Annotated in this window: 19 protein-coding genes; 12 read left to right on the top strand and 7 right to left on the bottom strand. The window is 60.7% G+C overall.

Going from position 1 to position 25,971, the window contains the following annotated elements; genetic code table 11:
• The first annotated feature begins 145 nt into the window (after window positions 1–145).
• The 5 genes from ACR0NT_RS11255 to ACR0NT_RS11235 all read left to right on the top strand — a co-directional run bounded on the left by ACR0NT_RS11255 (window position 146) and on the right by ACR0NT_RS11235 (window position 9,087).
• The gene (locus tag ACR0NT_RS11255) at window positions 146–3,799 is read left to right on the top strand and encodes a CHRD domain-containing protein (RefSeq protein ID WP_170446490.1); all 3,654 of its coding nucleotides are present in this window, start codon (window positions 146–148) and stop codon (window positions 3,797–3,799) included.
• Window positions 3,800–3,861: 62 nt separating this feature from the next.
• Entirely contained in the window at window positions 3,862–5,592 is a 1,731-nt protein-coding gene (locus ACR0NT_RS11250; RefSeq protein ID WP_170673762.1) for a type I secretion system permease/ATPase, read from the top strand.
• Complete coding sequence (locus ACR0NT_RS11245; RefSeq protein WP_170673765.1) at window positions 5,589–6,959, top strand: HlyD family type I secretion periplasmic adaptor subunit; 1,371 nt, start codon at window positions 5,589–5,591, stop codon at window positions 6,957–6,959. Before ACR0NT_RS11250 ends, ACR0NT_RS11245 begins: the two co-directional genes overlap by 4 nt.
• Window positions 6,960–7,004: 45 nt before the next feature.
• Window positions 7,005–7,838 carry an HAD-IIB family hydrolase gene (locus ACR0NT_RS11240; protein WP_480443073.1) on the top strand — a complete coding sequence of 278 codons (834 nt, stop codon included), beginning with the start codon at window positions 7,005–7,007 and terminating at the stop codon, window positions 7,836–7,838.
• A gap of 19 nt (window positions 7,839–7,857) precedes the next feature.
• Entirely contained in the window at window positions 7,858–9,087 is a 1,230-nt protein-coding gene (locus tag ACR0NT_RS11235; protein ID WP_170673768.1) for a glycosyltransferase family protein, read from the top strand.
• On the opposite strand, the gene ACR0NT_RS11230 is transcribed toward ACR0NT_RS11235, so the two are convergent.
• Both ACR0NT_RS11230 and ACR0NT_RS11225 read right to left on the bottom strand, forming a co-directional pair.
• Window positions 9,071–10,816, bottom strand: coding sequence for a sugar phosphorylase (locus tag ACR0NT_RS11230; protein WP_170446498.1), 1,746 nt, complete (start codon window positions 10,814–10,816; stop codon window positions 9,071–9,073). The genes ACR0NT_RS11235 and ACR0NT_RS11230 overlap by 17 nt on opposite strands.
• Window positions 10,817–10,936: 120 nt before the next feature.
• A complete protein-coding gene (locus ACR0NT_RS11225; protein ID WP_170446500.1) occupies window positions 10,937–11,554 on the bottom strand; it encodes a TetR/AcrR family transcriptional regulator in 618 nt (205 codons plus the stop codon).
• Between the two features lie 183 nt (window positions 11,555–11,737).
• Between ACR0NT_RS11225 and ACR0NT_RS11220 the strand changes: the two genes are divergently transcribed.
• The 6 genes from ACR0NT_RS11220 (at window position 11,738) to ACR0NT_RS11195 (ending at window position 17,186) form a co-directional block, all read left to right on the top strand.
• Complete coding sequence (locus tag ACR0NT_RS11220; RefSeq protein ID WP_170673771.1) at window positions 11,738–12,667, top strand: AEC family transporter; 930 nt, start codon at window positions 11,738–11,740, stop codon at window positions 12,665–12,667.
• Between the two features lie 102 nt (window positions 12,668–12,769).
• Entirely contained in the window at window positions 12,770–13,603 is an 834-nt protein-coding gene (gene fghA, locus ACR0NT_RS11215; protein ID WP_170673774.1) for an S-formylglutathione hydrolase, read from the top strand.
• 3 nt (window positions 13,604–13,606) lie between these two features.
• Window positions 13,607–15,064 (top strand): Si-specific NAD(P)(+) transhydrogenase, encoded by a 1,458-nt coding sequence (gene sthA / locus ACR0NT_RS11210; protein WP_170446507.1) that lies wholly within the window; start codon window positions 13,607–13,609, stop codon window positions 15,062–15,064.
• A complete protein-coding gene (locus ACR0NT_RS11205; protein ID WP_170673777.1) occupies window positions 15,061–15,516 on the top strand; it encodes a YaiI/YqxD family protein in 456 nt (151 codons plus the stop codon). Before sthA ends, ACR0NT_RS11205 begins: the two co-directional genes overlap by 4 nt.
• A 144-nt stretch (window positions 15,517–15,660) precedes the next feature.
• The gene (locus tag ACR0NT_RS11200; RefSeq protein ID WP_170446511.1) at window positions 15,661–16,281 is read left to right on the top strand and encodes an HAD family hydrolase; all 621 of its coding nucleotides are present in this window, start codon (window positions 15,661–15,663) and stop codon (window positions 16,279–16,281) included.
• Window positions 16,278–17,186, top strand: a complete 909-nt coding sequence (locus ACR0NT_RS11195) for an NAD(P)-binding domain-containing protein (protein ID WP_170446512.1) — start codon at window positions 16,278–16,280, stop codon at window positions 17,184–17,186. Before ACR0NT_RS11200 ends, ACR0NT_RS11195 begins: the two co-directional genes overlap by 4 nt.
• On the opposite strand, the gene ACR0NT_RS11190 is transcribed toward ACR0NT_RS11195, so the two are convergent.
• Window positions 17,187–18,428: an MFS transporter gene (locus ACR0NT_RS11190; protein WP_170446515.1), complete on the bottom strand. Its 1,242-nt coding sequence runs from the start codon at window positions 18,426–18,428 to the stop codon at window positions 17,187–17,189.
• Between the two features lie 147 nt (window positions 18,429–18,575).
• On the opposite strand from ACR0NT_RS11190, the gene zapE reads away from it, so the two are divergent.
• The gene (zapE, locus tag ACR0NT_RS11185; protein WP_170446516.1) at window positions 18,576–19,634 is read left to right on the top strand and encodes a cell division protein ZapE; all 1,059 of its coding nucleotides are present in this window, start codon (window positions 18,576–18,578) and stop codon (window positions 19,632–19,634) included.
• A 74-nt stretch (window positions 19,635–19,708) separates the two neighbouring features.
• Here the strand turns inward: zapE and ACR0NT_RS11180 are convergent, their stop codons facing one another.
• Genes ACR0NT_RS11180 through ACR0NT_RS11165 form a run of 4 tightly spaced genes read right to left on the bottom strand, consistent with a single transcriptional unit; the run spans window position 19,709 to window position 25,962 of the window.
• Window positions 19,709–20,983, bottom strand: coding sequence for a bifunctional folylpolyglutamate synthase/dihydrofolate synthase (locus ACR0NT_RS11180; RefSeq protein WP_170446518.1), 1,275 nt, complete (start codon window positions 20,981–20,983; stop codon window positions 19,709–19,711).
• A complete protein-coding gene (accD, locus tag ACR0NT_RS11175) occupies window positions 20,980–21,912 on the bottom strand; it encodes an acetyl-CoA carboxylase, carboxyltransferase subunit beta (protein WP_170446520.1) in 933 nt (310 codons plus the stop codon). The genes ACR0NT_RS11180 and accD overlap by 4 nt, the downstream gene beginning before the upstream one ends.
• Window positions 21,913–21,971: 59 nt before the next feature.
• Window positions 21,972–22,862, bottom strand: coding sequence for a type II CAAX endopeptidase family protein (locus ACR0NT_RS11170; RefSeq protein ID WP_170673780.1), 891 nt, complete (start codon window positions 22,860–22,862; stop codon window positions 21,972–21,974).
• Window positions 22,855–25,962 (bottom strand): ABC transporter transmembrane domain-containing protein, encoded by a 3,108-nt coding sequence (locus tag ACR0NT_RS11165; protein WP_170673782.1) that lies wholly within the window; start codon window positions 25,960–25,962, stop codon window positions 22,855–22,857. The genes ACR0NT_RS11170 and ACR0NT_RS11165 overlap by 8 nt, the downstream gene beginning before the upstream one ends.
• Between the last annotated feature and the right edge of the window lie 9 nt (window positions 25,963–25,971).

Raw genomic sequence — 25,971 nt, 5'->3', positions numbered from 1 at the left:
GGAAGCCGTGACTATTTGCTTTGGTTATACCCCCAATTCGCAGGATGAATTTTAGCTGACCGGCAGCGGTGACTACCCCTTTGCTACGTGGAGCGCCCAGACCAGCGGGCGGGCCGCAAATTGCAAACCCATGATGGAGTTCCCCATGCTGTCCCAATTCCTTGAAGGCTTACGCGCCCGTCTTTTGACCACGTCCTCACTGGCCCAAGAGACATCCCGCGATGGCCAAACCCTTATCAACAACTTCTTCCAAAGCACCGTTGTCGACGACACTCCGGCCTTTGTTCTGGCCAATGATTTCTCGCGTCTGCTGAACTTCGGAGAAATCGTCACCAATAACGCGGTCGCGGCGGTTCTGGCGCAGGGTCAGGATGTCGATGTTTTCAACTTCCGCTCGGGCCGGATCGAGGCCAACTCTGGCCCCGACGCGTTGGCCACCGGCGTTCAGGTCACCGGCAGTGCCTCGGTCCGCAACTTTGGCGAGATCGCGGGTGAATTCAACGGTGTGCAGTTTGCGGGTGCAGGCAGTTCGGGCAGCCTCGATAACTTCCGCGGCGGCGTGATCAGCTCAGACAGTCGCGCGGTCGACATTCAGGGCCAGGGTATTGATGTGCGCAACTTCGGCGACATCATCGGCACCGGCGATCAGCGCAATGGTACGATCTACACCAACAGCACCGCCGAAGATGTTTCGATCTCGAACTTCACGGGCGGCACCATTGATGCGGGTGAAGGCAACCAGGGCGCCGGTATTTCGCTGCAGGTCGGTGACGAGGTCGGCGACCGCGTGGAGACCGATGTATTCAACGGTTTTGGCGCAACCATTCAGGGCCGAGGTCAGGCCGCGTCGAACACCGCGCTGGCCGGGGACGGGATCCGCATCGATGATGGCGCGGAAGGCATTATTCTGGAAACCGAAATCGTCAACAGCGGCCTGATCTCGACCGAGAGCAATCAGGGCACCGCCGCCGGTATCCGCATTGCAGATGGTGCGAACACCGAAGGCGAAATCCTGAACACCTCGACCGGTGTGATCGAAGGCCCGCGCAATGGCCTTTACATTGGCAACGGCGAACATGATCTGGACGTGCTGAACTTTGGCACCATCCAGTCGGGCAGCCGGGCGGTGAATATCGACGGCTCGGGCGTTGATCTGGTCAATGGCGGAGACATTCTGGGCACCGGTGATCAGCGCAACGGGACTGTCTATGCCGACGACACGGCGTCGGATTTCACGATCAACAACCTGGCAACGGGCCGCATTGACGCTGGTGAGCACAATAACGGCGCCGGTATCTCTCTGTCGCTGGCCGAAGATGGAAATGGCGAAGTCGAGATCACCAACGACGGCACCATCGCCGGGCGCGGCAATGCAGGTGCGGGTCTGGGCACAGCCGGGGACGGCATCCGCCTGGAGGGCGCACGTCTGGAAGGCGGCGGCTTTGGCCCTGCCCTGTTCGAAGGCACCATCACCAACACCGGCACGGTTTCGTCCGAGGGCGCAAATGGCACCGTGGGTGCGTTCCGCGCGGTGAATAACGTCAACTTCCGCGGTCAGCTGATCAACGAAGAAACCGGCGTCTTCGCGGGCGGTCAGAACGGTGTGTATTTCGGCACCGGGGATCACGCAGGCGGGTCATTCGTCAACCGCGGCACTGTGACGTCGGACAGCCGGGCGCTGAACATTGACGGTGACGGGCTTGAGGTCGTGAACGAAGGCGACATCCTCGGCACGGGGAATCAGCGCAACGGCACCGTTTATGCCGATGGCACGGCTGACAATTACAGCTTCACCAACACCGGCCGCGTCGATGCGGGCGAAGGCAATAACGGTTCGGCCGTTTCGCTGCAAACCGGCGATGTCTCGGGTGACGTTGTATCAGCAGTTGTGGTCAACGAAGGTACCTTTCAGGGGCGCGGCGACGCGGTTGAAGGCAATCAGGTCGGAGACGGTCTGCGCCTGTTCACCAGCCAGGATGATGCGGCTTTTGCAGGTGTGGTCATCAACGAAGGCCTGATCGCCGGGTCCGAAGATTCGGATGCCGCCGCAGGTATTCGCGTGGATGGTGGTTTGAACCTTCTGGGTGCAATCCTGAACGAAGGTGAGATTCGCGGCACAGTCAACGCAATCGACGCATCGGATGCCGGCTCGGTGACCATCGTCAATGACGACGAAGGCGTGATCAACGGCAACGTTCTTTTGGGCGCGGGCGATGACATCTTTGTTGATCTGGGCACCACCAACGGCGACATCGTCGGTGGCGCGGGCGATGATGTGTTGATCGCAGGCGAAGCTGACAATGTTCTGACCGGTGGCCTGGGTAATGACTTCATCGACGGCGGCGACGGCATCGACACGGCGGATTTCTCGGATCTGGATGTTGCGGTCGAGGTGTCTCTGGACGCCAACGGCAATGGCACCGCAACCCGCGACACCGGCTTCACCGTCACGGTCACCGATGCGGTGGTTGATGACCCGGACCAGTTTGGGTCAAACATCCCGGACCCCTCGTGGTTTGTTGAGGAAGCCATCCTGGGCAACCTGTATTACAACATCCACACTTCGGATTTCCCGGGCGGTGAAATCCGCGGGCAACTGCTGGTGGACAGTGTTGAAACCGTGAACGGCATCCGGACAGTCACGCTCAGCGGTGGTCTGGACGCGTCGCAGGAACCGGGGCCGCTGTCGGACAGCGAAGCCACCGGGCAGGCCACAGTCGTCATCACTCAGAACCTGAACACGGGTGTCGTCACCTATTCCAGCGAACTGAGCGTTGTTGGCCTGAACGAGGCCGACCTGAACACGCCGATCCCGGGTGTTGTCTCGGCCATTCATCTGCACAATGCACCCGCTGGTCAGAATGGCGCGGTCGTGCAGGACACGCTGGTCGACGCAGGCGCCACGCTGGATACCCAAGCCACAGGCGGTACCGGTGTCATCGGCCAGGACGTCATCGATAACCAGATTGAGGTCGACGTTCTGCGCTCGATCGAGCGGGTTGTCGGCTCGGATGACAGCGACACGATCGACGTGTCCGGCTTTGATGGTGTGACCGTTGATCTGGACCTGAGCGGCCCTGCACCGAACGCAGCGGGCAATGGTGATGAAGGCCCGCAGGACGGTGCCATTATCGTCGACGGTCAGATCGTCGCCGAAGTCGATGACTTCGAAAACGTTGTCGGTTCCAGCGGGGATGACCTGATCCTGGGCAATAACGAGTTCAACGTGCTCGACGGTGGTGCCGGAAATGATGCCATCCACTCTTTCGGTGGGGCTGACATCATCATCGGAGGCGAAGGCATCGATACTGCGCTGTTCACCGCAGGGCCGGGCGTTATTCTGGACCTTGACGAAGACGGCAACGGTGTCGCCACGGTCAACGCACCGGACGAGGCCACGCTGGATCAGGTGTTCGGCTTCGAAAACATCAACGGCTCGAACAATGCAGGCAGCCCGAATGGCGGCAATGACATCCTTTCCGGCAACTCAGGGGCCAACACCCTGAACGGTCAGGCCGGTGATGATGTGCTGAACGGTGAGGGTGGCAATGACATCCTGATCGGCGGCGCGGGCCAGGACACGTTCGTCTTTGCAGGCAATTTCGGGGACGACGTCATTCAGGACTTTGAGGTCGGCATTGACCAGCTGCAATTCGGTGACTTCGGTCCTGACTTTGGCGGCAACGTCAACGTCTCTCAGGATGGCGAAGATGCGCTGATCTCGTTTGGAGACGCAGGTTCGGTCCGTCTGGCCGGCGTCAACAGCGCTGACCTGAATGAAGACGACTTCGTCGCATAAACAAGCAACGACGGGGCGGTCTTTCGGTCGCCCCGTTTGCCATACCGGAAAGGGCCCATGACATGTTCCAGAACACCAATCCCGTCAAATCCGCCTGGGGGTCGCTGCGTAAAGGCTTTGTTGCGGTTGCGGTCTTCAGCCTGTTTCTGAACTTTCTGATGCTGGCCGGACCGCTGTACATGCTACAGGTTTACGACCGTGTGCTGACCAGCCAAAACGCCGACACTCTGATTGCCCTGTCGCTGCTGCTGGCTGGGGTTTTCGTCGTGATCGCCTGCCTTGACCTGATGCGTATGCGCATCCTGGGCCGTCTGGCCGCCCGGTTCGAGCTGAGCGTGGGCGCCCCCGTTCTTGGTGCCGCCATGCAACGCCGGGTGCAGGGCGAAAGCGAGGCCGGAGAAAACCTGGTTGAGGATGTGAACGGCTTTCGCGAGTTCATTTCGGGCACTACCCTGACCGCTTTCTTCGATGCGCCGTGGATACCGATTTACCTGTTGGTGCTGTATGTTCTGCACCCGTTTCTGGGACTGTTGGGTCTGATCGGAGCACTCACCCTGACCACAATGGCGCTGATCAACAACGCCCGCGCCCGTGAACCGATGCGGCAAGCATCGCAGGCGCGCGGACGTTCAGATGCTTTGTTCAAAACCGGGGACAGAAACGCCGAAGTTGTTCACGCGCTGGGAATGAAAGGCGATCTGGTGCGCCGCTGGACGGCCCTGCAGGCGGACGCGCATAACCACAAAACCCGCGCCGCAGATCGGATCGCCAGCTTTTCGGTGATGTCCAAGACCATTCGAATGGGGCTGCAATCTGCGGCTCTGGGCCTTGGTGCTGCGTTGGCGATCACCGGAGAGTCCACGGCAGGTGTGATGATCGCCGCAACCATCGTTCTGGCCCGTGCGCTGGCTCCGATCGATCAGTTGATCGGCCAGTGGCGCTCGTTTCTGGCTGCGCGCGGATCGTACAGCAAAATCAAACGACTGACCGAGGATTTTGCCGAAACACCGCCCAACCTGCATCTGCCGCGTGCGTTCAAATCTATGGACGTCCGTATCGCGCAGGCGGCACCCCCGCGGGCATTGAGCGCGACGCTGCGCGGGATCGATTTCAACCTGAAAGCCGGTGACATTCTGGCCGTCATCGGCCAGAGCGGGTCGGGCAAGACCACCTTGGGCAAGATGCTGGCCGGCATCTGGCATCCGCAACGGGGCGAGGTTTTGCTGGATGGCAGCCCGATGTCGAAATGGAATGCCGAAGATCTGGGCAATCAGATCGGTTACCTGCCGCAGGATGTAGAGCTGTTCGACGGCACCATTCGCGAGAACATTGGCCGGTTTTCAACGGCCATCGACGATGCCGAAGTGCTGCGCGCGGCCCGGGAAGCCGGAGTGCATGAATTGATCAGCAGCTTGCCTGATGGCTACGAAACCCGGATCGGTCAGGGGTTCTTTCTGTCCGGCGGTCAGCGTCAGAGGCTGGCTCTGGCGCGGGCGCTGTATGGCGATCCGTTTGTGCTGGTTCTGGATGAACCGAACTCGGACCTGGATGCCGAGGGCGAGCAGGCCCTGCGCGACGCGCTGCTGGCCGTTCACGAACGGGGCGCGATTGCGATCGTGATGACCCATCGCCCGGCAACGTTGCAGGCCGCCAACAAGGTGCTGGTTCTGCGCAATGGCAGCCAGACACAGTTTGGCGACAAACAGGACGTGTTGAAGGTGAACAGCCGTAACGTGCTGCAGACTGCTCAACGCCCGGCAAATGAAACTCAGATCGCAGGAGCGGCCCAATGACGGACCTGATCAAGTATACCTCTTCCCGCAACGCTGTCGGTTTCCACGAGGCGCAGTTGCAGGAGATCACCGATACGTCCTCAAGCATCGGGCGGTATGTGCTGTTCGGTCTGTTCACTCTGGCGGTGTTCGTCGGGGGTAGCGCCTATTGGGCTTTCGCCTCGAAGCTGGACGGGGCCGTCGTCGCGCCCGCCTCTTTTGTGGTGGAAGGTGACCGCAAGACGGTCGAGCATCTGGATGGCGGTATCATCCAGTCCATTCTGGTGGCAGACGGGCAATTCGTTGAGGCCGGGCAACCTCTGGTGCAGCTCGACACGACCGAGATCGACGTCGATCTCAGTGTGCAAGGCAGTCAGCTTGGCGAATTGTCCGTCCGCCGTGCGCGCCTGTTGGCGCAGATGAGCGGGCAGGCCGAATTTGACGAGGCCACCGCTTTGTCCGGGTTCCGCGAAGGGATGGAGCGTTTGCACTGGGTGTCTCCGTACTTGACGCAAAAGCAACTGTTCGACGCCGAGGCGAGAGCCCGCCGGACCGAGGCACAGATCAATGCGCAACGCATCACCGGGCTGCGCAATCAGATCGCAGGCCTGAACGAGCAACGAAAGGCCGCTCGGAACCAGCAAGAGATCACGCGGACCGAACTGACCAACCTGCAAGCCTTGTTGGCCAAGGGTTTGGTGGCCGTGACGCGGGTCAGTGCACGGCAAATCGAACTGGAACGGCTTGGCGGGGTAGACGCCTCGTTGCGCACCCAGATCGCGCAAGCCGAGGATCAGATGCGGGAATTGGAGCTGTCGCTGCTCAGCCAGAACAAACTGCGCGATGAGGTCCTCGCCGGGGAACTGGCCGTGGTTGAGGCTCAGCTTGATCTGGTTCGTCCGCAATTTGCCGGGACATTGAAACGCCTGAAGCGGACACAGGTTCTGGCGACCACCAGCGGGCGGGTCGTGAACCTTGGTGTATCGACCATCGGAGGTGTAATCCGCCCGGGTGAGCCGATCATGGATATCGTTCCCGCCGATCAGGCGCTTATTGTCGAGGCGCGGGTCAAGACCGGAGATATTGACAAGCTGCGGATCGGTCAGTCCACCCGCATCCGTCTCTCGGCCTTTGCGCAGGCGGATGTGCCCGAGGCCACTGGTCGGATATTCGACATCTCGGCGGATGCGCTCGAGGATGACCGCACTGGCGAGCCTTACTACAAGGCGCGGGTCAAGCTGGATACCGAGCAACCGCAGGACGTTGCCGCGCTGGAACTGGTGCCCGGTATGCCTGCCGATCTGTTCGTCAATACCGGCGAACGTGCGGTGATCAGCTATCTGTCGCAACCGATCAGCGACCGGCTGGCCAGAACGTTCATCGAATGAGTTCGGTCGCCTGTGCCTAATAAATAGGCACAGGCATTCGGTTCGGTGGAGTTTTCGTCGGCACGGATTTACATCGCGCATCGGCAGATTTCTACTTTGATGGAAATGATCAATGCCGCCGCCCCTGCCCTGCCCCTTCTGGTGTTTTCCGATCTGGATGGCACGTTATTGGACCACCACGATTATAGCTGGGAGGCGGCCAGACCGGGGCTTGCCCGTCTGAAGGAACTGGGCGCAGGGCTGGTTTTGGCCAGCAGCAAGACAGCTGCGGAAATACGGCCGTTGCAGCAGGACATGGACCTGGCCGGGATGCCCGCCATCGTCGAAAACGGGGCCGGGGTGCTTTGGCCTGGCGCAATTGACGAGGGCGGCGATTGCTATCAGCGCCTTCGGTCCATGCTTAGCACCTTGCCGTCGGGTTTCGTGGGTTTTGGTGATCTGACCGAGCGGGAAGTGGCGCAGAAAACCGGTTTGAGCCCTGAACAGGCCGCCCTCGCCAAGCAGCGCAGGTTCAGTGAGCCGGGGCTTTGGACCGGTTCGGAAGCCGGTTTGCAGGCGTTCCTTTCGGCTGTGGCCGATGCCGGGCTAAATGCTCGGCAGGGAGGGCGGTTTCTAACCCTTTCCTTCGGCAAGACCAAAGCGGATGCGATGGATGATATTGTCGGCCATCTGACACCTGCCCGTACCTTGGCTCTGGGTGATGCGCCCAATGACAGCGAAATGATCCGCGCGGCCGATCAGGGTGTGATCATCGCCAATCCGGACGGCCCCTCCATCCCCCGCTTCCCGCCCGAAGCCGAGGCGCGGATTCTCAGAACAACTAACAGCGGCCCGCGCGGCTGGTCCGAAGCGATCCTGACGCTGACGGCAGAGCTCTGACCCGGAAAAGGCTCCAGACATGGCAGATTTTCACCAGAACGGAAACATCACCACCCTGCACAACCTGCGCAGCAGACCGGCGGGTCACCTGGCGCATGAGATTTCGGTTTATGCCGAAACGCGCAAGATCACCCTGATCCTGCCGTGCCTTTATTCCGAACTGGAAGGCCCGGCATTGGCGGGCATTCTGAAGGAGCTGAGACAGGTTCCCTATCTGCATCGCATCATCATCGGTCTGGATCAGGCAGATGAGGCGCAGTACCGCCACGCCCGCGCATTTTTTGCCGATCTGCCACAAAACCACGCAGTGATCTGGAATGACAGCCCGCGCCTGACTGAACTGCAAACCCAACTGCAGGGCTTGGGGCTGGCTCCTCAGGAGCCGGGCAAAGGTAAGAACGTCTGGTCCTGCATCGGGTACCTGCTGGCCTGTGCCGACAGTTCGGTGATGGCAATTCATGATTGCGATATCGTGACTTACGACCGCCAGATGCTGGACCGGTTGGTCTATCCGGTCGTCAACCCGACCTTTCCATTCCAGATGGCCAAAGGGTTTTATCCCCGCGTTGGCGAGGGCAAGTTGAATGGCCGCGTCACCCGCCTGCTGGTCAGCCCGTTGCTGATCGCGTTGAAAAAAGTGATCGGGGATCGTGATTACCTCGATTACCTGCGCAGCTTCCGCTATCCGCTGTCGGGTGAGTTCGCCATCCGCACCCCGACCCTGCCCGATTTGCGCATCCCATCGGACTGGGGGTTGGAAATCGGCGTTCTGTCCGAGGCGTGGCGCAATCTGGCGCCGAAATCCGTCTGTCAGGTCGAGATCGCCGACAATTACGACCACAAACATCAGGACCTGTCGCCCGAGGATGCCAACCGCGGCCTGTCGCGCATGTCCACCGATATCTGTAAGGCGATCTTCCGCAAGCTGGCGGCTGATGGCACCGTGTTCACACCCAACACCTTCCGCACGCTCAAGGCCACCTACTATCGATCCGCGCTGGACCTGCTCGAGGGCTATTATACCGACGCCAAGATGAACGGGCTGGAACTGGACCGGCACAAAGAAGAAAAATCCATCGAGCTATTCGCCGAAAACATCATTCGCGCCGGGCAGATCTTCCTCGACAACCCGCACGAGACGCCGTTCATCCCGACATGGAACCGTGTCCATTCGGCGGACCCTGAATTCCTGCTGCGCCTGAAAGCGGCGGTGTCCGAAGATTTAGCGCAATTCACGCCGCGTTCGTGATCCAGCGGCACTGATACGGCGCCAACACGATATCGGGGCCGTTGGTGGCGAGGATTTCTCCGGTCAGCGCATCGGTCCAGACCTCGTCGGCGATCATGTTGATCTCGGCAGGGCTGACATGGACCGGTTCGGCCGAAACATTGTGCAGCGCAAAGATCGACTGGCTGCGGTCCAGGCTCTGCCGCCAGATGCCAAAGACACGGTCGTCCAGACGAAGGGTGAATTGCGTGGCATTGGGATGGAACGCCGGTTGCCGCGCCCGCAGGCGCAGGCGGCGGGACAATTCCGACAACACCAGCGCCTGATTGGAGCCCGGATCGGCCAGCCGTGCGAGCAGATCGGGGTAATGCCAGCGGTGCCGGTTGATCGCCCGGTTCATCCCGCGCCGCGCAACCGCCTCGTGATCGTTGGGGGTGGCCAGCAGAGAGTGGATGTAGAAGGCCGGTATGCCCTCAAGTGACATGACGATGGTCTGGGAACAGATGAACCGGGCCAGATGGTATTGATCGGGACCGTGGAAGGTCTCGGACATCGCCTCGAAATACCCGCAGTTCAGCTCATATGGCTCCTCGCGCCCGTCCGGCAGTGCCCGCATCGACACCAGCCCGCCGATCCGCCGCACGGTGTCGATCATGCGGTCTTTCTCGTCCGGGGGCAGAACGCCTTCGGCGGGACGCATCCCGATGCCGTCATGGCTGGCGGTGAAGTTCAGATAGGCACAGCCCAGCTGCGCAGGCGGCATCGCGGCCTGCCATTCACGCAAGTATCGCGCAGTACCCGACTGCATCGCGTGCAGGATCAGCGGCGGCAGAGGGAAATTGTAAACCGCGTGCGCCTCATTCCGGTTGCCGAAATAGCTGAGGTTCTCGGTGCGCGGCACGTTGGTCTCGGTCAGCAGCACCAGCGTTTCGGTGGCGTAGTCACACAGCAGCCGCAACAGTTGCACGATGGCATGGGTCTGCGGCAGGTGAATGCAATTGGTGCCGATCTCTTTCCAGACAAAGGCCACCGCATCCAGCCGCAGGATACGCACCCCCTTGTCGATATGCAGGCGGATGATCCTCAGCATCTCGATCAGCACTTCGGGGTTCGAGAAATCCAGATCCACCTGATCATGGCTGAATGTGCACCAGACGTGTTTCTCGCCCTGATCGGTTTCGACCTGCCGCAGCAAAGGCGTGGTGCGCGGGCGCACGACCTGAGACAGATCATCCTCGGGCGAGGCTTCGTAAAAGAACCGGTTGTGCGGAGGTTTCCCCTGCAGGAAGTTGGTGAACCACGCGCCCTGGCTTGAGACATGGTTCAGCACCAGATCGGACATCAGGTGAAAATCTCCCGCGATCCGGGTTATATCCGCCCAATCCCCCAATTGCGGGCTGACGGAATAGTAGTCGGACACCGCAAACCCGTCATCCGACGTGAAGGGAAAGAACGGCAGGATGTGGACCCCGTTCACCACGCCGCTCAGATGTCTGAGCAGGAAATCATGTAGCAGGTCCAGCGGTTTGTGGGCCTGGTTCTCGATCGAGTTGCCATAGGTGATCAGGACGCTGTCTTTCTCTGACCACAGCTTGTTGCCCGGCTTGCGCCCTTGTTTGCGCCGGTGCGTTCCCGCTGGCCAAAAGGCCTCGGTGATTTCACGGGCCAGTGCGGCTTGGTCATGATCAGGATAGATCTGAACAAGCAGATCGGTCAGACGGCGGGAAAAGCTGGTGTTCGCACTGGTCAAGGGTCACAGGGCCTTCGCTGTATCCGCCCGATGGTTTTCCAGAACGGCCCACCTGTCAAACTTCAACTGATTGATTGGCCTTTCTTCGGACAAATGCCCGCGCGCCTGCCCAAATCTTGATCAGACCCCGTAGCGGGCCATGAACATGTCCACAGCCTGCAGTGCGATTGCGTCGATTTCCGGCTGGCTGAAACTGGTCTGGATGCCCAAAGCCGCCTTGGTCCAGATGCGCACCTTGCATAGCTCCGAGAATTGTTCCGCCGCGATCTGGACGTCCTCAATGGCCAGCTCACCCTTTTGGACGGCCTTTTCCAGATATTCCACCATGTGGCGCTGGCCGTTCTGAGGCCCGGCTTCGAAAAACGCCATGCCCAACTCGGGGAACCGGTCACGTTCAGCCACGCAAATCCGAAAGACCTGTTGCGAGAAATCCGACACCAGAAAAGAGGTCAGTTGCGTGGCGGTGATCGTCAGAACTTCGCGCGCCGGTTTGGAGTCATCGATCATCGAGATGACGTTTTCGGCCAGACGTTTGCATTCGGTCTGCGCGACTTCCATGAACAGCAGCCGTTTGTCGGGGAAGTAGCTATAAAGCGTTGCCTTGGACACACCAGCGGCGCGTGCGATGTCGTCGACGCTTGCACCTTCGAACCCATCCGCCATGAAAACCTCTCGGGCGCCACGCAAAACCTGATCGAATTTGCGACCCGTACGAAGGATGGCGGCTGTATCGGTCATGGGCTCTCCTGGGTTAGGTGATCCCCTGAAACTATAAACCGTTCAGTTCAGATACAACGATTCGCGTGAACTCCACCGGTGTGACGTTGTGAAATCCGTTCATTTTCCCGTCAGAACCCCGTGTCAGTTCATTGCGTCGGCTAAAGGCTTGCCGCCCCGTCAAACAATGCTAACACTCTGGCCATGGTCGATATCTTTCTACGCACGCTTCCGTTTTTTGCGATCATCGGCCTGGGGTACTGGGCCGGGCGCAGCCGGTTTTTCACCGAGGAAGCGACGGCCTATCTGACCAAATTCGTGTTCTTCTTTGCGCTGTCGGCAATGTTGTTCCGTTTTGCCGCCACCCTGCCCTTTGCCGAGATTTTCAACGGCCGCCTTGTCATGGGCTATTTGCTGGGCACGGTCGTTGTCTATGTGCTGGCGACACTGGTGGCCTGGATGCGGGGGCTCGACATCCCCACCGCCGCAGTCGAGGCCCAATGCGCCGCAATCGGCAATGTCGGATTTCTGGGCCTGTCGATGCTGGCCCTGCTGTTGTCCGAGGCCGCCATTGGACCGGTGATGCTGGTTTTGACGGTTGATCTGGTGGTGTTTTCGTCCCTGATCGTGATTTTGATCAATGCCGGGCGCGACGGGCGATTAACACCTGCGACTCTGCGGTTGATCGGGTTGGGACTGATCAAAAATCCGATGATCGTATCGATTTCCGCCGGGATGTTGTGGTCGGCGTTTCAGGTGCCGGTTCCGGGGCCTCTGAACGACTTTCTGACCATTTTGGGCGGGGCCGCTACACCGGGGGCGCTGTTTGCAATCGGCGCTTCGCTGGCTTCCAAGTCGGCAGAACGCGTGCAGGTCGCCGCCTGGCTGAGTTTTTGCAAACTGGTCATCCACCCGGCCTGCGTTGCCGTGGCGTTGCTGTGGGTGATTCCGGTGGCCGCGTTTCCGGCTGCGGTGGCCATTGCAGCGGCCGCTCTGCCGGTGGCGGGAAATGTCTACATTCTGGCAGCCCATTACGGCGTGGCCCCGCATCGGGCGTCGGCGGCCATCCTGCTGTCTACGGCGGCCAGTATCCTGACCGTACCGGTCGTGATCGCCTGGGTCGCAACACTCTGAGCTTCATCTTTTAAAAAATACTCTCGCCGAAGGCGCGCGGCCTTTACGCCGCGTCCTTGGAGGGTTAGCCATGTCGCGACCCAAAGCTAAGGACTCTGCCAGATGGAAACCCTTTCGGAAAACGCCTGTTTCGGTGGCGTGCAGGGCGTTTACCGCCATACCTCTGCGGCCTGCCAATGCGACATGACTTTTGGCCTGTTTCTTCCCGCCGAAGCCAAGGATGGCCCGGTTCCGGTTCTGTGGTACCTGTCTGGCCTGACCTGCACCCACGAAAACGCCATGACCAAGGCCGGCGCGCAGGCTTGGGCGGCAGAACAGGGCATCGCCGTGGTGTTTCCAGACACCTCGCCGCGTGGCGAAGGCGTGGCCGACCACGAGGATTACGATCTTGGTCAGGGCGCGGGGTTTTATGTGAACGCAACACAGACGCCCTGGGCGCCGCATTTCAACATGTGGGACTACGTGGCCGAAGAACTGCCCGCCCTGCTGGCCGAAAACTTTGCCATCGACATGGACCGTCAGGCCATCACCGGCCATTCGATGGGCGGTCACGGCGCGCTGACACTGGCGATGAACCTGCCGGGGCGGTTCCGGTCGGTCTCGGCCTTTGCGCCGATTTCGAACCCGACCGGGGCGGATTGGGGGCGCAAGCAGCTCAGCGCCTATCTGGGCGGGGATGAGGCCGCGTGGGCCAAGCATGACGCCTCGATGATGATGAAGGAAAAGGGGTTCGACGGCCCCATCCTGATCGACACCGGCGCAAATGACCAGTTCATCGATCTGCTGCGCCCCGAGGCACTGGCGCAAGCAATTGCCGAACGTCGCCAACAGGCCACCTATCGTCTGCAGCCCGGCTACGACCATTCATATTTCTTTGTGTCGACCTTCATGGAAGACCACATCACCTTCCACGCCGAAGCACTGTACGGGGACTGAGGCATGAGCAAATACGACTATGACCTGATCATCATCGGGTCCGGGCCTTCGGGACGTTCGGCGGCGATTCAGGCGGGTAAGCTGAAACGCCGGGTTCTGGTGATCGACCGCAAGGACCGGTTCGGCGGCGTGTCGGTGCATACCGGAACGATCCCGTCCAAGACCCTGCGCGAAACGGTGCTGAACCTGTCCGGCTGGCGCGAACGCAGCTTTTACGGCCGCTCCTACCGGGTCAAGGATCAGATCCGGGCCGAGGACCTCAAGGCGCGCCTGCACATGACGCTGGATCACGAGGTCGATGTGCTGGAGCACCAGTTCAACCGCAACCACGTGGAAACTCTGGACGGTCTAGCCAAGTTCGTCGGCCCGCATGAGGTCGAGGTCGCCACGGACGCGGGCGAAACCACACGCCTGACGGCCGCCAAGTTCCTGATCGCAACCGGAACCAAGACTTATCGCCCGGACTACGTGCCCTTCAACGGCAAGACAGTCGTGGACGGGGATGAGTTTCTGGAAATGGCCGAAATCCCCCGCTCGCTGGTCGTGATCGGCGCCGGGGTGATCGGGGTGGAATATGCCACCATGTTTTCGGCGCTGGATGTCCGGGTGACGCTGATCGAACCGCGCGACACCTTTCTGGATTTCATCGACAGCCGCCTGATCCATGATTTCACCCATCAGATCCGCGAAAACGGCGTTGATCTGCGGCTGGGGTCTGCAGTCGAAAAGATCGAAGACGCAGGCGAGCATGTCGAAGTCACGCTGGATAACGGCCGCCATGTCAGGGCCGAAATGTTGTTGTTCGCCGCGGGGCGGATGGGTGCCACATCCAAGCTGAATCTGGATGCCGTCGGGTTGGAAACGGACCACCGCAACCGGATCAAGGTGGATCGCAAGACCTATCAGACCGCTGTGCCGCATATCTACGCCACAGGCGACGTGATCGGCCACCCGTCACTGGCCTCGACCTCGCTGCAGCAAGGCCGCGTCGCCGCCTGTCACGCGCTGGACACCCCGACCCTGCCCGAAAGCCCATGGTATCCTTACGGGATCTACTCGGTGCCCGAGATTTCCACCTGCGGCATGTCCGAGGAAGAGTTGCAGGAGCGCGGCATTCCCTATGAGGTCGGCGTTGCGCGTTTCCGCGAAACCTCGCGCGGGCATATCATGGGGTTGGAGCACGGCATGCTGAAGATGCTGTTCTCGCTGAAAACCCGCCGGGTTCTTGGGGTGCAGATCGTCGGCGAAGGCGCGACCGAGCTGATCCACATTGCGCAGGCGGTGCTGAACCTGAAGGGTACGGTGGACTACTTCGTGCAGAACACGTTCAACTATCCGACGCTGGCCGAGGCCTACAAGATCGCAGGTCTGGACGCATTCAACCGGATGCCGATCCCCGAAGAGTTCAAGGTGCGCAAGATATCCGCCGAGCCTGCGAAGAAACAGGTCAAGAAGGCGTGACCACGCTCTATGTCGATGGCGATGCCTGCCCGGTAAAGGCCGAGGCCGAGCGCGTAGCGGCACGGCATAAGGTGCCGATGGCGCTGGTCTCGAACGGCGGGCTGCGGCCATCGGCGAACCCTTTGGTGCAGGTCGTCATCGTGGCGGAAGGCGCGGATGAGGCCGACAAGTGGATTGCCGAGCGCTGCGGGCATGGGGATGTGGTGGTGACCTCGGACATTCCTCTGGCTGCGAAATGCGTCGAGGCCGGAGCGCGGGTGCTGCGCCCCAATGGTGAGGCGTTCACTGCGGCCAATATTGGCCAGCAACTGGCGATGCGCGATCTGATGGCGGACCTGCGGGCGGCCAATCCGCTGGGAGCTGGCGGTGGCGGCAAGCCTTTTGGCAAGGCGGACCGGTCCCGGTTTTTGGACGCGCTGGAGCGGGAACTCAGGTCGGCCCTGATGGGGTAACCCTCCGGCCCGTCAGAGACGCATCAAAGATGCGCCTCCTCCGGTTGGGCCGGGCAGCGCTGCGCGCTGCGGTTCGGCCCTTGTAAATCCGAGCGGGGATTGGTTCAGTCGGCGCTAGCAGGATTGTTTTGACAGGGGCACACCATGCCGATTGAAGCCGTGATTTTCGACATCGGGAACGTTCTGATCGAATGGCAGCCAGAACGCTATTACGACAAGGTGATCGGGGAAGAGCGCCGCCGGGCCATGTTCGCCGAGGTCGATCTGCACGGTATGAACGACCTGGTGGACCAGGGTCACCACTTCACCGACACGATCTATGACTGGGCCGAGAAATACCCTGAATGGCGCGACGAGATTCGCATGTGGCATGACAAGTGGATCGAGCTGGCCGCACCCGAGATCCCGCACTCGGTTCGTCTGCAGCGGGCCTTGCGTGCCAAAGGAATTCCTGTTTTTGCGCTGACCAATTTCGGGGTGCAGAATTTCGACTATGCCACCACGGTCTACCCATTCCTGAACGAGTTCGACCGGCAGTATGTCTCGGGCCGTATGAAGGCGGTGAAACCGCATGTTCCGATCTATGAAATGGTCGAGGCCGATTGTGGGGTCGCACCCGGGGCCCTGCTGTTCGCGGATGACCGGATCGACAATATCGAAACGGCGCGGGCGCGCGGGTGGCAGACGCATCACTTCACTGACCCGCAAGGTTGGGCAGATCGCCTGGTCGCCGAGGGCCTGTTGACCAAGGATGAGGCGCGGTGAATGTGCTACAGATCCCGTTTGCTGACGGAGAGGCAAATCTGGACTGGTTGGAACTGACCCGTGCCATCGCCGAAGGACATCAACGGCCCAAGGCCCAGATAGAGGACACGTTTCTGTATCGCGGTGCGGATACGCTGCTGTCGCGGTCTGCCTGGGTTGACGGGCTGGGCATTGCGGTGAAATCCACCACCATTTTTCCGGGCAATGTGCAGGCCGGACGCCCTGCGATAGATGGGTCTGTCTGCGTTTATGACGACGCAGATGGGCGATTGGCGGCGCTGGTCGACTTTTTCCTGGTGACCAAGTGGAAGACCGCGGGGGACAGTCTGCTGGGTGCGCTGCGGCTGGCCAACCCGGACAGCCGCGACATTCTGATTGTCGGCGCGGGCCCGGTTGCCGAATCCCTGTGCGAAGCTTTTGCCGCCGGTTTCCGGCAGGCCGCAATACGATTGTGGAACCGCACAAGTTCCAAGGCCGAAGCTTTGGCCACGAAACTGGGTCAAATCGACGTTGAATATGATCTGGCCGATGCGGTGGACCGGGCCGACATTATCCTGACCGCTACAATGAGCACCCAGCCTTTCATCAGGGGCGAATGGTTGCGCCCCGGTCAGCATCTGAACCTTGTCGGTGCGTATCGGCCAGAAATGCGCGAGGCCGAAGACCTGGCGCTGCAACGCGCCCGTATCTACATGGACAGCTTTGATTCAACCGTTGATCATATTGGTGAGATCAAGATTCCGATTGAAAAGGGCGTGATCACGCGTGGCGACTTGGTGGCCGACTATTACGATCTGGACCTGTTTGCCCCCGATCCAACCGCGATCACGCTGTTCAAGAATGGTGGCGGGGCGCATCTGGATCTGATGACCAGCCAGTACATTATCAGCAAATACCAAGCGTGATTAGGCGACGACGGCCATCTGAGGTCTGTTCTCGCGGATGGGCAGGTGGACGATTGCACTAAAGGCGCCGACGGCCACGCCGATCCACCAGACCATCGTATAGTCGCCGTAGACGTCATACATACGACCGCCGAGCCAGACCCCGAGGAAGCCTCCGATCTGGTGGCTGAGGAAGATAAAGCCGTAGAGCGTGCCCATGTAGCGCAGCCCATAGAGATGCGCGACGAGGCCCGAGGTCAGCGGAACTGTGGCCAGCCAGAGCGAGCCCATGACGATTGAGAACACGATGACCGACATCGGGGTGATCGGCATGATGATGAAGGTGGCGGCCGCCAGTGTGCGGCCGGTATAAATGGCTGCCAGCAAGTATTTCTTGGGGAAATGGTTGCCCGCCCAGCCTGCCAGAAGCGTACCGCCGATATTGGCCAATCCCACCAACGAGATGGCCACGGCACCCAAGGCGGATGTGGTTGTGATACCCAGCGAATGCAGGACCCCACCGGGCTGGATCGGGCCGCACATCTCGGTCACGAAGGCGGGGAAATGCGCGGTGATGAAGGCCAGTTGGTAGCCGCAGCTGAAAAAGCCCAGAAAGATCATCGCATAAGACGGGTCACGGAAGGCCCGGCCTAAGATCTGGCTCATGCTCTCTTCCAGCTCCGCCTTGCTGACCGGCTGCGGTGCGCGCATGAAGGGCAGCGTCAGCACCAGGGCGAGGATTGCGGCGGCAAAGACGATGAAAACCTGTTGCCAGGGCAGGAAGGTCAGCAGCCACTCGGCCGTTGGTGCACCGATCACCTGACCGAAACTGCCCGCCGCCGTGACAATGGCCAGAGACATCGAGCGGTTCTTGTCCGACGATGCGCGTCCAACCACGGCCAGCACCACGCCGAACCCGGTGCCAGCGATGCCGAAGCCCACCAGCCATGCGTACATCTGGTGACCAAACGGCGTGACCGACCAGGCCGACAGCACCATCCCGGCGGCGTAGGTCAGCGCGCCCAGAATGATCGCCTTGCGGTCCCCGACCTTTTCGGCGATCGCGGCAAAGATCGGTTGCCCGATCCCCCAGGCGAGGTTCTGGATCGCAATCGCCAGCGAAAAATCGGTGCGCAGCCAGCCGAACTCGCTGGCAATCGGAATCTGGAACACCCCGAATGAGGCGCGCACGGCGAAACTGACCGCGATGATGATACATCCAACGATCAGGATCGGGTTCAGCAGGCGGGTGGATTGCGGCATCGGGATCTCGGGGTTAGGTCTGGTGGACGTTATGGATTTTGCACACAGCGTCAAATCAGCAGTTTTGCGGTCGCGGTTAAGGAAAATTGATGCGTCGACAAAATGGCTGCTTTTCAAGCCTTAATGGGGGCGCTATGGCTCGGGTTCATGACGGATTTGATTTCGCTTTATAACGACCGCATTGCTGAGGGCATTCTGACACGGGATGACGCGCAAGAGGCCGTGCTGCCGCATTTCGAGCGCATCCGCACAGCCCTTGCCGCTCCGGTCAAGCGGGGGTTGTTTCGCAAGGCTCCGCCGCCGCCGAAAGGGCTGTACCTGTGGGGCGGCGTCGGGCGTGGCAAGTCGATGCTGATGGATATGTTCGTTGATGCGCTGGGGGATATCCCTGCGCGGCGCGTACACTTCCACGCTTTCATGCAAGAAATCCATGCGGGTATGCACAAGGCCCGTCAGGAGGGGGTCGAGGATGCGCTGGCCCCGGTGGCGCAGGAGGTTGTGAAGACGGTCAAGCTGTTGGCCTTTGACGAGATGCAGATCACCGATATCACCGATGCGATGATCGTGGGGCGGCTGTTCGACCTGCTGTTCGAGGGAGGGGTTGTGGTCGTGACGACCTCGAACCGGCATCCCGACGATCTTTATAAGGACGGGCTGAACCGGCAGCTGTTCCTGCCTTTCATCGCGCATATCAAGGAGCAGCTACGGGTATGGGAGCTGGTCTCGCCCACCGATTATCGCCAGAACCGGTTGAAAGGGTCACCGGTTTACTTCACGCCGATCGGCCCAGAAGCGCGACAGAGCGTTCGCAGTGTCTGGCAAGACTTGTCCGGGGGCACGGCCGAGCCGCTGATCCTGCAGGTCAAGGGGCGCGCGGTTGAGCTGCCTGCGTTTCGCAACGGGGTTGCGCGGGCGTCGTTCTATGATCTGTGCGGACGGATGCTGGGGCCGGCAGATTATCTGGCGATAGCAGAGGAACTGAAGGTTCTGGTGCTGGAAGATATCCCGCGCCTGTCGCGGAACAACTTCAACGAAGCCAAGCGGTTCGTGACGCTGATTGATGCGCTGTATGAAGCAAAGGTGCGTCTGATCTGTTCCGCCGCAGCCGAGCCAGAGATGCTTTATGTCGAGGGCGAAGGGACGTTTGAATTTGAACGCACCGCCTCGCGCCTTCGGGAAATGCAGGATCAGGACTGGGGGAGATAGGGGGCGCTGCCCCCGCCGTGCTTTGCGCGCCTCCCCCGGGATATTTTTGGCCAGATGAAGCTTTGCGGGCTTTTTCAGCCGTTTTCGCGCAGGATGTTACCAGCCAGATAAAGCGAGCCGCAAATCAGCACGCGGGCCTGCGGGTCTGTCGCCACGATTGTGTTCAGCGCATCGGCAACGCTGTCGGCGGTGGTCGCAGACAGGTTGACCCTGGCTGCAGCGGCGGCGGTGTCTGCGGCGCTAAGCGTGGCGGCCTCTCCGGGGATGGAGACGGCTGTCAGTCTTTGGGCGCGCTTCGCCAGCGGAGCCAGATAGCCGGTGACGTCCTTGGTGTTGAGCATACCGCAGATCATATGGGTCGGGCGGTCTGGCAGCTTGGCCAGTACGTCAGCCAGCGCAATCCCGGCTGCGGCGTTGTGGCCACCGTCTAACCACAGCTCGGCCTGCGGGGCGGCCTCGACCAGAGGTCCGGTTTTCAGGCGCTGCATCCGCGCGGGCCATTCGGCGCGGGTCACGGCGGCCTCATAGGCGTCATCGCCCAGGTTCAGGTGGCGCAGAACGGCCAGCGCGGCGCCGGCGTTCTGGATCTGGTGGGCGCCCAGCAAGTTTGGCAGCGGCAGGTCGCGCAGGCCGGTTTCGTCCTGATAAATCAGGCGCCCGTTTTCCTCATGCACGTGCCAGTGTTGGCCGTGGATCAGCAGCGGAGCCCCCAGACGCGCGGCGGTGTACTCGATGACCTCCAGCGCCTCGTCCGGTTGCGGGCCGACGATGCAGGGTACACCCGGCTTGATGATGCCAGCCTTTTCGGCCGCGATTTTGCCCAGCGTGTCGCCCAGAAACTGTTCGTGGTCGATCGAAACTGGTGTGATCACCGTGACGGCCGGTTCGTGGATGACATTGGTGGCGTCCAGACGGCCGCCCAGACCGACCTCAAGCAATGTGTAATCCGCCTGCGCCCGGGCAAAGGCCAGCAGGGCAGCGCAGGTCGTGATCTCGAAATAGGTGATGTTCTCGCCATTGTTGGCGGCGTAGCACTCATCCAGAACCGCCGTCAGGTCGGGTTCCGAGATCAGCTCTCCGGCCAAACGGATGCGTTCGTGAAACCGGGCCAAGTGCGGCGAGGTATAGGCGTGGGCTGACAGCCCTGCCCCTTCAAGGCCGGCCCGGATCATGGCCTGGGTCGAGCCTTTGCCATTGGTTCCGGCAATATGGATCACCGGTGGCAGTTTGGTCTGCGGGTTGTCCAAAGCCGCCAGCAGACGCCAGACACGATCCAAGGTCAGATCAATGATCTTGGGATGCAACGCCATCATCCGGTCAAGGATGAGGTCGGATGTCTGGCCGGTCATTTCTCGCCCGCGTCCTCAGCCGGAGTTTCAGCGGGGGTTTCTTCGGGCTCGGGCGCAGGCAGGTCGCCTTTGACGGCCGGAGGCTGGTTCATCAACATGCGGGTGATGGTGATCAGCTCTTCGCGCATCTCGGTGCGTTTGGTGACGCGGTCCAACATCCCGTGATCCAGCAGATATTCGGCGCGCTGGAACCCTTCGGGCAGTTTTTCACGGATGGTCTGTTCGATCACGCGCGGCCCGGCAAAGCAGATCAGTGCGTTGGGTTCGGAAATATGCACATCACCCAGCATCGCATAAGACGCCGTCACGCCGCCCGTGGTCGGGTGGGTCAGAACGACGATATAGGGCAGGTTCGCTTCTTTCAGCATCTCGACGGCCACGGTGGTCCGTGGCATCTGCATCAGGCTGAGAATACCTTCCTGCATCCGCGCGCCGCCCGCGGCCGAGAACAGGATCAACGGGCGCTTCAGCTTCACCGCCTCTTGCGCGGCGGCGATGATGGCGTTGCCGACATACATGCCCATCGACCCGCCCATGAACGAGAAATCCTGCGCGGCGGCGATGATCGGCGTGCGGCCAATCTCTCCGCTGGCGACCAGCATCGCCTCTTTCTCGCCGGTTTTTTTCTGCGCGGCTTTCATACGGTCAGGGTATTTCTTCTGATCGCGGAATTGCAGCGGATCGTCTTTTGGTGCGGGCACCTCGACTTCGGCGAAAATGCCACCGTCAAACAGGTGCTTGAACCGATCGCGCGGGGTGATCGCCATGTGATGGTCGCACTGGGTGCACACATTCTGGTTTTCGGCCAACTCGCGGTGGAACAGCATCGTGCCGCATTCGTCGCACTTGTGCCAAAGGTTTTCGGGCACTTCCCGGCGCGAGAAGATCGAGTTGATCCGGGGGCGGACGTAGTTTGTGATCCAGTTCATGTCGGAACCTTGCTTGAGCGGCGTTGACGTCAAATAAGACGCAACGGAAGGAAATGCAATCAACGCCTGAGCGCAAGACGCGCTGTTAGCCAACAGACAATCATCACCGCGAAATCCACGAACAGCCATTGTCGCAGCATTCCTGTCTCGGTCATCTCATATGGCAGCAGGTAAAGCGCAAGCCCGCTGAGAGTGTCAGGCAGCGAAATGAACAGAAGTGCGACGGTATTGTTGAGGAAATGCAAGGCGATAGCGGGTCCCAGCGCGCCGGACCTTGCGGTCAGATCCGCCGCCAGCAGGCCGAAAATAAAGGCCCAGACCGTCACGAGCAGCGCATTATCCCCGGTCACACCCGGCGCATAGTGCCCGGCTGCAAACAGCGCCGAGGGCAGGCCCATCCAGATCACCGGAGACCGAAATCTGGCCGCAAGGGATTGCTGGATATACCCTCGAAATAACACTTCCTCGGCGCTGGCCTGAATCAGTACTGCAAATGCCGACACTGGCAGGAGCAACAGCCATGTGGGCAAGGCGAGGTTCTGGGTAAGCGGTTTCCCCATCCCGTATGGCGGCAAAACGGCCATGACCACGCCCAGAACCGTGAGGGCCAGCGCCACAAGAATGAATTGCTGTCGGAACAGGTTGCGCGGCCCCAGAATCGCCCGTAGCGACCGCTGTTGCATTTGCCGGGCGGCAACAGCGACGCCCAGCGTCAGAAATCCGAAACTCAACAATAAGACCAGCGTCGCCACTACAGAGGTTCCGCGCAGAAAACCCTGCGCCTGATCCGGAGGGATCAGACCTCCGATGAGGGCAAACAAAACCGAATTCAGCGTCACATACAGCACGCCGACAATGACCAGCCCGACCAGCAGGCGCCAAAGCTCGGGCCGGGCGCGGGCATCGGCCACAAGCAGCTCATGGGCGGAATAGGCGGCGGGTTCACGCATTGTTGCCGGTGCTCTCGCCTTCGATGGATTGCGGTAAATCCGGGAAGACATCGGCGGTTTTCTGGACCTTGTTCAGCCTGGTCGACAAAGTGGTCAGATATCCCGCGACGGTCTGCAACAGCTGAACCGCGACCGAGGCGTCGCTTTCGATCACGGCACGCAATTCCTCGGCGCCGATGCGCAGAAAGGTGCAATCCGTGATGGCTTCCAGATCCAGTTGGCGCAGATCACCGGTGATGATCGACAGATCGCCAATCAGGCGGCCGGGCTCGATAATCGAAATTGGCCGCCTGCCGCCGCCTTCTTCGGTCCAGATCAGTTTGGCCTGCCCCTTGATGCACAGATAGGCCGCATCGGGCACCTGACCGCGGGAAAAAATCATCTGCCCCTCGGCCACCTCGTACCATTGTGCCGAAAACGCCAGCAGCCGCTGGTTGCGCGCGTCGATGCCCGAAAACAGCTCGGTCGAGGCGATAATCTGCAGTTTTCGGCTCAGATCGGCCGAGGTTCCCTCTTCGTGGTGGTCCTGGGTCCGGGCGACACCGTCGATGCGCCCGTCCTTGATTTCGATGAACAGATCATAGGCCTCGGGGTGGGCAAAGTGATCTTCCATGAAGACCATGACCGATTCGGGCAGCAATTCCCGCAATCGCAGACGCGTGCGCAGGCGGCTTTGGGAATCGTGGCTGGCCAGCGCCTTGTCGAGGATCAGAATATCGGGGCGCTTGATCCCCGCTCGCGAAAACGCCGCGCGCTCCTGAAACACGGTCGGCAGGTTGTTCCCGCCCAGACCGGTGGGCAAGTCGAACATGGTGGACGCGGCCCGCCGCCGCAAACCGGCCTCGTTGATGGCCTGCGCCACCACGTCCTCGATCTCTTCTGCATGGGCACCCGCCATCAGCGAGACCCGGCCATAGAGCGCGTTTTCCATCACCGTCAGCCGCGGCAGGTAACTGTCCGGAGACAGCGGCACGAACATGCCGTCCAAGGCCCCACGCAGCCGTTCGGCATGGTCCTTTCGGATCGAGAGGATCTTGTCCTTGTATTCCTCGGGGAAATCGGGGCCGATCTGCTCGGCCGTCAGCAGGAACGGGATGGTCAGCAACAGCGAGCGTTCAGACTCGGTGATGCTGCTGTCCCCCTTGGATTTACGGCGGTCCTTGATGTCAAGCAGACGGTGGAACATGTCCTTCGACATCCCCAGACGCAGGAACAGGGGGTGATCCGTTCCGTCGCGCCCAAAAGCCTGATCCAGCGTTTCAAGCACGGCGCTGGCCATGGTCATGGCATCGTCGGCCAGCTCATGCATCCCGAACATGTCTCTGAACCGCCTGTCACTGGCCAGAGAGTCCGGCGTGATATCGCGCGACGGGGTGGCGAACAGCAGGTTGCCGCCAAGCGGTACAGCGGGATTAAAGCGGTCGGGGTCAAAGCGATAGAGATGGCGGTCCAGCCCCTTTTCCCGAAGCCGCTCTGCAACGGTGTCGCGCAGGTCAACGATCCCTTGTGCAAGAACCGGGTGCAATTGCGGGTCGAACCGCGTGCGCAGGGTGCGGCGCAGCATGAACTCGTCGATCCCCATCGCTTCGACCAGTTTGAACCACCAGTCCCGTATGTCGTCGATATCGTCCAGCCCGGCCAACCCGGGATCGATCCATTCGTCGGTCAGCGAATCTGTCGGGTTGCCCGCCCGGTCGGCCTCGATCTGCCAGCGGTTCGGCGATTGTGCGGCGTCGGTTTCGTGTTGCGGATGCGGGCGCAGCGGCATCAACAGGTTGTCGCCCAGCGTGCCGTTGAACAGGTAAGGCCGGGAATAGGCATAGCCGATCCGGGCTGCGATCACCGCCTGATGCAGGTCTTTCAGGTTATGACCCGCCATGATGACCTCACCCTGCACCGGCAGAACCTCACGGGTCAGCACCTGCGCCAACGCGTTGCGTTCCGAGGCCTGACCGGACTGGATGGCGACGCGGGCGCCTTTCGGAATGGTCAGGTCGATATCTTCCAGAACGGTCTTGCCGTCATCGTCGCGCACGGTCACGTTGCGCAGCTCAATCTCGCCGGTCAGATGCGGGATCACTTTGGGCTGACCCACGAACAGTTCTTCCGGGATCATGTTCGAGGGCGCAAAGCGTTCGGTCACCACCTCCCACCGCAGGGACATGTCCTGAACCTGATTGTAATAGGTCAGCAAATCCTTCCACGGGCCGCTCAGGTCCTTGTAGGCCCCAAGCGCCGCAACCAGTGCGCCTACCGTCACCTCTCCCGTAATCGCCAGATAGCCGCCGACCGAATAGAACAGGAACGGCGTCATCTGCGTGATCAGGTTATTGAGGAATTTCATGAAGAATTTCTTGTTGTAGATCTTGAACCGGATCTCGAACAAGAGCCCCAACCGGTGGCTGAACTGCGCCAGCCGATACCGCCAGCCGCCATTGGTGCGCAGATCGCTGATGCCTGCCGCGCTTTCGCCAATCTCGGAGCTGAGGTTCCGAACCTCCTGAATACGTTCCTTGTTCAGCAGGTTGATCTGACGTTGCAATTTCGGGATCAGCCACGCCTGCAAGGGGATCAGCGCGATGCTGGCCAGCCCGAACCAGACGCTTTGCATGAACAGGAAGGTGACAATGGTCATCATCTGACCGAACTGGAACACCGGCTGAGCGATGGCGTCGCCCATCAGCCCGCCCATCGGTTCCGCCTCGGAGGTGATCATCGACACCAGCTCGCCCTGGCTGGTGGTGGCGAAATAGGATTTCGGGAATCGCATGGTGCGGTGGATCAGGGTGAACCGCAGGCGGCGCAGCATACGCTCGGCCAGAATGCCCTTCATCGTGTTGATGCGCATCTTCATCAACCCGCTGGCGATCACCGTACCCAGAAAGGCAAAGCACAGGATCATCAGATACTGCACCTGCGTCACCGTGAACCCCAGCACCGTGACCGAGTCACCCGGGGCACCAATGGCTCCGTTGATGATCTGCTTGGGCAGCTCAAGCGAGGCATAAAGGAACGGGAACGACAGGATCGTCAGCAACAGCAGGACAAGCTGTTGTTTCCTGGAATGTTTCCAGATGAATGCGAACAGAGTGGGTTCCATGCCCCGGTC

The organism is Ruegeria sp. AB10 (genome assembly GCF_056542745.1).
Note: the sequence above shows the minus strand (reverse complement) of the source record. Positions and strands in the feature narration are given on the sequence as shown.

Coding starts and splice junctions, on each gene's coding strand:
- ACR0NT_RS11255 (WP_170446490.1), top strand. CDS start 146: ATGCTGTCCCAATTCCTTGAAGGCTTACGCGCCCGTCTTTTGACCACG.
- ACR0NT_RS11250 (WP_170673762.1), top strand. CDS start 3,862: ATGTTCCAGAACACCAATCCCGTCAAATCCGCCTGGGGGTCGCTGCGT.
- ACR0NT_RS11245 (WP_170673765.1), top strand. CDS start 5,589: ATGACGGACCTGATCAAGTATACCTCTTCCCGCAACGCTGTCGGTTTC.
- ACR0NT_RS11235 (WP_170673768.1), top strand. CDS start 7,858: ATGGCAGATTTTCACCAGAACGGAAACATCACCACCCTGCACAACCTG.
- ACR0NT_RS11225 (WP_170446500.1), bottom strand. CDS start 11,554: ATGACCGATACAGCCGCCATCCTTCGTACGGGTCGCAAATTCGATCAG.
- ACR0NT_RS11220 (WP_170673771.1), top strand. CDS start 11,738: ATGGTCGATATCTTTCTACGCACGCTTCCGTTTTTTGCGATCATCGGC.
- fghA (WP_170673774.1), top strand. CDS start 12,770: ATGGAAACCCTTTCGGAAAACGCCTGTTTCGGTGGCGTGCAGGGCGTT.
- sthA (WP_170446507.1), top strand. CDS start 13,607: ATGAGCAAATACGACTATGACCTGATCATCATCGGGTCCGGGCCTTCG.
- ACR0NT_RS11200 (WP_170446511.1), top strand. CDS start 15,661: ATGCCGATTGAAGCCGTGATTTTCGACATCGGGAACGTTCTGATCGAA.
- ACR0NT_RS11190 (WP_170446515.1), bottom strand. CDS start 18,428: ATGCCGCAATCCACCCGCCTGCTGAACCCGATCCTGATCGTTGGATGT.
- zapE (WP_170446516.1), top strand. CDS start 18,576: ATGACGGATTTGATTTCGCTTTATAACGACCGCATTGCTGAGGGCATT.
- ACR0NT_RS11180 (WP_170446518.1), bottom strand. CDS start 20,983: ATGACCGGCCAGACATCCGACCTCATCCTTGACCGGATGATGGCGTTG.
- accD (WP_170446520.1), bottom strand. CDS start 21,912: ATGAACTGGATCACAAACTACGTCCGCCCCCGGATCAACTCGATCTTC.
- ACR0NT_RS11170 (WP_170673780.1), bottom strand. CDS start 22,862: ATGCGTGAACCCGCCGCCTATTCCGCCCATGAGCTGCTTGTGGCCGAT.
- ACR0NT_RS11165 (WP_170673782.1), bottom strand. CDS start 25,962: ATGGAACCCACTCTGTTCGCATTCATCTGGAAACATTCCAGGAAACAA.